The sequence below is a fragment of the Deferrisoma sp. genome (assembly GCF_054681715.1).
This window is the reverse complement of sequence record NZ_BAAHFQ010000188.1, coordinates 1-5,228: the sequence shown is the minus strand read 5'-3', so window position 1 is coordinate 5,228 and position 5,228 is coordinate 1. Positions and strand designations below refer to the sequence as shown.

At 69.5% G+C, this 5,228-nt stretch carries 5 protein-coding genes; 3 read left to right on the top strand and 2 right to left on the bottom strand.

Features of this window, described 5'->3' with window-relative positions; all coding sequences use genetic code 11:
• Positions 1-198, top strand: a 198-nt coding sequence (locus tag ACY0I8_RS16110) for a DUF3786 domain-containing protein (protein ID WP_461395554.1), incomplete at its 5' end; no start/stop codon positions are given.
• A gap of 246 nt (positions 199-444) precedes the next feature.
• Here the strand turns inward: ACY0I8_RS16110 and ACY0I8_RS16105 are convergent.
• Together ACY0I8_RS16105 and ACY0I8_RS16100 are read right to left on the bottom strand one after the other, a co-directional pair.
• Complete coding sequence (locus ACY0I8_RS16105; protein ID WP_461395553.1) at positions 445-840, bottom strand: hypothetical protein; 396 nt, start codon at positions 838-840, stop codon at positions 445-447.
• Between the two features lie 297 nt (positions 841-1,137).
• Positions 1,138-2,913 (bottom strand): M3 family oligoendopeptidase, encoded by a 1,776-nt coding sequence (locus ACY0I8_RS16100; protein WP_461395552.1) that lies wholly within the window; start codon positions 2,911-2,913, stop codon positions 1,138-1,140.
• Between the two features lie 293 nt (positions 2,914-3,206).
• On the opposite strand from ACY0I8_RS16100, the gene ACY0I8_RS16095 reads away from it, so the two are divergent.
• Positions 3,207-3,461: a DUF4911 domain-containing protein gene (locus ACY0I8_RS16095; protein WP_461395551.1), complete on the top strand. Its 255-nt coding sequence runs from the start codon at positions 3,207-3,209 to the stop codon at positions 3,459-3,461.
• Positions 3,458-4,837 carry a TldD/PmbA family protein gene (locus ACY0I8_RS16090; protein ID WP_461395550.1) on the top strand — a complete coding sequence of 460 codons (1,380 nt, stop codon included), beginning with the start codon at positions 3,458-3,460 and terminating at the stop codon, positions 4,835-4,837. Before ACY0I8_RS16095 ends, ACY0I8_RS16090 begins: the two co-directional genes overlap by 4 nt.
• Positions 4,838-5,228 lie beyond the last annotated feature (391 nt).

Sequence of the window (5,228 nt, the reverse complement as noted above, 5' to 3'; positions counted from 1 at the left end):
GGCCAGCACGCGTGGCGGTTCCCCGTGTTCCCGAAACTCCTGGTGAAACTCGTCTTCAACGAGGCGGACGAGGACTTCCCGCCCGACGTCCACCTGCTTTTCGACGCCAGGGCCCTGGAGTTCTTCGGGTTCGAGTGCCTGAGCTTTCTCCCGGATTACTTCGTTTCGCGACTCTTCGAGGCGGCCCGGGGGGGATAAGCGGAGGCAGGAAGGGCCGGAGGCTCGCGGGGGCGACCGTAGCCTCTGTCCCCCGAAGTGGCCCGGCACCCTGGTACCACCCTATGGTGGACCACCCCGAACACGCCCAGCCGCGCCGCCCTCGGCATCGCCACTCCTCTCCTCCCGTCGCCCACCTGCCCCGGCGGGGACCAAGGCTGGCACAACTTATTAACTTTGCTGCGTCCCCTCCTCCCTCCTTGCTGCGTCCCCTCCTCCGCTCCCATCTCACTCGGTTACTTTTAGCGGCGTAACTGTTTCTACACGGTTGTTTTCATCATATGTAACTTCAAACGCAACCTCTTTACCATCAAAAATCGCCTCCGTTGGCGTACCAATAACTTCCCAAAGGCCCAAAGTAAGCACATCCGCTGTTCCGTGAAGCAGAGCTCGCCCAGCTTTTGCGCCAGTGCTGTAGCCCTGCACAAATTTGAAAATATCTTTTTTCTTCCCATCACTCTCTTCTGTATGGACAGGGCTACCGAACTCCGCTATTAAGGCACTACGAGGAGTCCCTACGCGCAAAACACTCAGATCCTTCTCCGTCGGCTGCCTTGTCGCCATAACAACGGAGCAGGCCTGAAGCATAAGGCCAATGCACGCGCACGCAAGAAATCTAACCATATTCAACCTCCCTTTTTAGTGACGGACGGGACGCCGCCAGTTATTCCGTTTCGGCACTGCATCCTCCCTTCCCTCGCGCTGTTCACACCACGCGTCCGGGGTCTACCCTCGGCGTACTGTTTGTTTCCCGGTCTCGCAACGCACAACGGCCGCAAGCGCCTCGATGGGCGCTGCGGCCGCGGGTGGTCATCGGAGTGTGGTGTCGGGACATCGCCTCCCCCGGTCGATTTCCCTGTTCAGAGCGCTTCTTTTATAGCCGCCCCTGCGAGTCCCCGTCAAACACGATTTTCCTGCCCCCTACCCTTCCCCCTCGAGTCGAGCGATCATTTCCTCCAGGAGGTCGTAGCCGCCCGCCCAGAAGGCCGGGTCCTCGAGGTCGTAGCCGAGGCCGGCCACGAGGTCGCCGGGGGAGCGGCTGCCGCCGGCCGCCAGCAGCGCCTCGAGCTTGGGCGCGAAGGCGTCGCCCTCCTCCTGGTAGCGTCGGTAGAGGGCCAGCACCAGGAGTTCGCCGAACACGTAGGCGTAGCAGTAAAAGCGGGTGTGCACGAAGTGGGGGATGGCGGCCCAGGCCCAGCGGCTCGCGGGCACCTGCTCCACGGCGTCGCCGTAGGCCGCCTCCAGGGCCTCCATCCAGAGTTCGCACAAGCGCTCGGCCGGGAGGTACCCGGCCCCGCCCTCCTTGTGGGCCCGGTACTCGAACTCCACGTAGAGGTTCTGGCGAAAGGTGGTGGCGATCATGTCCTCGACCCGTTCGGCCAGGAGGTTTCGCCGGAGCACCGGGTCGAGGTCCTCGGCCTCGAGGCGGCGGGCCAGCAGGAGTTCCCCGAACACGCTCGCGGTCTCGGCCATGGGGAGCACGGGCGAGTACTCCAGGAGCGGCTGGCGCCGGGCCAGGGTGAAATGGATGCCGTGGCCGAGTTCGTGGGCCAGGGTGGCCGCGTCCCGGAGTTTGCCCGTGTAGTTCATGAGCACGTACACGGGCAGGTCCGGGGCGACCCCCATGCAGAAGGCGCCGCCGGCCTTGCCCGGCCGGGGCGGGGCGTCGATGCGGCCCTCGTCGAAAAACGACCGGGCGATGGCGGCGAACGCCGGGTCGAAGGCCTCGTAGGCATCGAGAACCCACGCCCGGGCCCGGTCGAAAGGCACGGCCTCGGGCTCGGGGCCGGGAAGGGGGGCCACGAGGTCGGTGCTCCAGAGCTTCTCCACCCCCAGCACCTTCGCCTTCCACCGGTAGTAGCGCCGGGCCAGGCCGTAGCGCGACCGGGTCACCTCCATGAGGGTTTCCACCGCCTGGGGGCTCAGTTCGTTTCTGAGGTGCACCGGCTCCATGGGGTCGGCGTAGCGGCGGAGTTCCAGGTTCTGGCGGTGGTCGGTGACCAGCGCGTTCCACACGGTGGAGAGCGTCACGGCCTGGGCCTCGTAGGCCCCGATGTAGGTCTCGTAGGCCCGGCGGCGCACCCCCCGGTCGGGGTGCTTGAGGAGAGCCATGAGTTCCGGCCCGGTCATTTCGCGCTCTTCGCCGTCGAGTTCGAACCGGTACCGGAACGAGGAGGTGAGCTGGTCGTAGAGCTGGACGAAGGCCGACCGGCCCACCAGGTCCTTGAGCGTCAGGATCGCCTCCTCGGGCTCCGAGAGCCGGTGGGGCCGGAACGCCCGGGAGTGTTCCAGGTGGTGGCGGTAGGGAGCCAGGTCCGGGTGGGCCACGGCCTCGGCGAACCGCGCGTCGTCGATGCGGTCGAGTTCGAGGTCGAAGAAGACCGTCTCCTTGTGGGCCCGGGTGGCGGCCTCCTTGACCCTCTGGAGGAGCCCCACGTGGGCCGGCTGGGTGGAGTCGGAGGCGAAGAGGAGGTGCGCGAAGGCGTAGGGGCGAAGCGGGCGGCCCACCACGGCCTCGTACTCGCGCACGGCCCGGCCGAGGTCCGGCGGGGAGGCCTCGGCCACCCGGCCCCGCCAGGCCTCCCGGAAGGCGCGGGCCGCGGGCTCGATGGCCCCGATGTCGGCCTCGAGCCGCGGGTCGTCGAGCCCCCGGTAGAGGGGGGTCAGGTCCCACTGGGGAAGACGGGTGTCGGTCATGGGAGTCCTCCGGGTCTTGGGGCTGGGCGGCTTGCCCGCCAGGCGGCGAGGCGGCCCACCCCTTCGTGATTCCATCCGAACGTGGCGCTCGTTGCGGTCGTTGCGTGAGAATCCCATCACGCCGTCGCCGGTGCACGGCGTCGGAACTTCCGGGTTTCACCCCACGCTCGCCAAGCACGCCACGGAACCCAAATGAAAACGTGGGGGTCGTTGCGGGCGTGGCGTGAGACCGCCCCGGCGGTTTCGCGTGGGGGCGGGATCGGCTATGCTACCGGCTTTGCCGAGGAGGTGCCATGGTTCCGGTTCCCCGCGAGATCTGGGTGGAGTGTCGGGTGCCCCACGCCCACATCTACCACGTGCGCTACACCCTCGACGCCTACGAGGGGCTCTGCCTCGCCTCCACCGTGGAGGACCCCGCCGGCCGGGTGCGGCTCCTCTCCACCGAGGACCGGTGGGAGGAACTCCGGGAGGTTCTGGACGCCCTGGCCCAGGAAGTTCCCCTGACGATCCTGGACCAGGGAATCGTGGGGCCGAAGGGCGGGGCGTGAGGCCCCCGTTCGATCCCGACCGCGTGCTCCGGGCGGCCCTGGCCCGGGGCGGGGACCTGGCGGACGTCTTCTGGGAGACGACCCGCTCGGCCACCGTGGTGCTGGAGGCCGGGCGGGTGGAGGAGGCCCGGTCGGCGGTGCGCCAGGGCGCCGGGATCCGGGTGGTGGAGGGGGAGGCCGAGGCGTACGGGTACCGCACGGCCCCGGACCCGGACGCGCTCGTGGAACTCGCCTCGGAGGTGGCCCGGCTTCGGCCGGACGGCCTGCCGGCGGAGCCCGCGGCGTCGGCCCCCGCCGAGGGCCCCGGGCCCGAGGGCGACCCGTTCGCCCACCTCGATCTCGGGGCCCGGGCCGATCTGGCCCGAAAGCTCGACCGGGTGGCCCGGGGCGTGGACCCGCGGGTGGTGCAGGTACGGGTGGTGTACCGGGACCACGCCCAGGAGGTCTGGGTGTCGCCGTCCGACGGTCCCCCGGTGCGGGACCTGCGCACCGGGTTCTACCTCGGGGTGCTGGTGGTGGCCCGGGACGAGCGGGGCGCCCAGACCGGGTATGAGGCCGTTGCCGCAAACCGGGGGTGGGAGCAGTTCGACGAGGAACCGCCCGAGGAGGCGGCCCTGGCGGCGGCCCGGCGGGCCGCGCGGCTCCTGGAGGCCCCCCGGGCGCCGGGGGGCCGCATGCCGGTGGTGATCGCCGGGGAGGCCGGGGGCACCATGATCCACGAGGCCGTGGGCCACGGGCTCGAGGCCGATCTGGTGCTCCAGGGGCACTCGGTGTACGCGGGCCGCCTGGGCGAACGGGTGGCCTCCGATCGGATCACGGTGGTGGACGACCCCACCCTGCCCGGCCGCCGGGGCTCGTACCGGTTCGACGACGAGGGCACCCCCGCCCGCCGCGCGGTGCTGATCGAACAGGGGGTGCTTCGGGGGTTCCTCCACAGCCGGACCACGGCCCGGAGGATGGGCGCGGCGCCCACGGGCCACGGCCGGCGGGAGTCGTTCGCCCACCGCCCGATCCCCCGCATGGCCAACACCTTCATCGCGCCGGGCCCGGACGACCCGGGGGAGATCCTTCGCGACACCCCGAGCGGCCTCTACGTGACCCGGATGGGCGGGGGCCAGGTGGACACGGTGAGCGGGGATTTCGTGTTCGAGGTGGCCGAGGGGTTCCGGATCGAGAACGGCCGGGTCGGGGAACCCGTGCGGGGGGCCACCCTGGTGGGGAACGGCCCCCGGGTGCTCCTGGCGATCGACCGGGTGGGGTCGGACCTGGGGTTTTCGGTGGGCACCTGCGGCAAGGACGGCCAGGGCGTTCCCGTGGCCGACGCCCAACCCACGCTCCGGATTCCCGAGATGGTGGTGGGGGGCGAGGCGGAGTAGGAACTCACGCAAAGCTCGCAGCGATCGCCACGGTTTTTGGGGTATCTTGGTGGGCTTGGCGAGCGTGGCGTGAGAACCGAAGTCCTGACGCCGGGTCCTGGCGACGCCGTGGGGGAGTCTCACGCAACGACCGCAACGATCGCCACGTTTTTATTCGGTTTTCGTGGCGGGCTTGGCGAGCGTGGCGTGATACACAAAGTCCCGACGCCGGGACCCGGCGACGCCGTGAGGGTTTCTCACGCAACGACCGCAACGAGCGCCACGTTATCCTTATGGGTTTTGTCGCGTTCTTGGCGAGAGCCCCGGACCAGCGGAACCGGCCGGAGGTGAGGCGATGGACGAGGTGCGGGCGCACGTGATCGTGGGCGGGCGGGTTCAGGGGGTGTGGTTC

Bases quoted from the DNA above. Each gene is read 5' to 3' on its own strand.
- ACY0I8_RS16105 (WP_461395553.1), bottom strand. From the start codon at position 840: ATGGTTAGATTTCTTGCGTGCGCGTGCATTGGCCTTATGCTTCAGGCC.
- ACY0I8_RS16100 (WP_461395552.1), bottom strand. From the start codon at position 2,913: ATGACCGACACCCGTCTTCCCCAGTGGGACCTGACCCCCCTCTACCGG.
- ACY0I8_RS16095 (WP_461395551.1), top strand. From the start codon at position 3,207: ATGGTTCCGGTTCCCCGCGAGATCTGGGTGGAGTGTCGGGTGCCCCAC.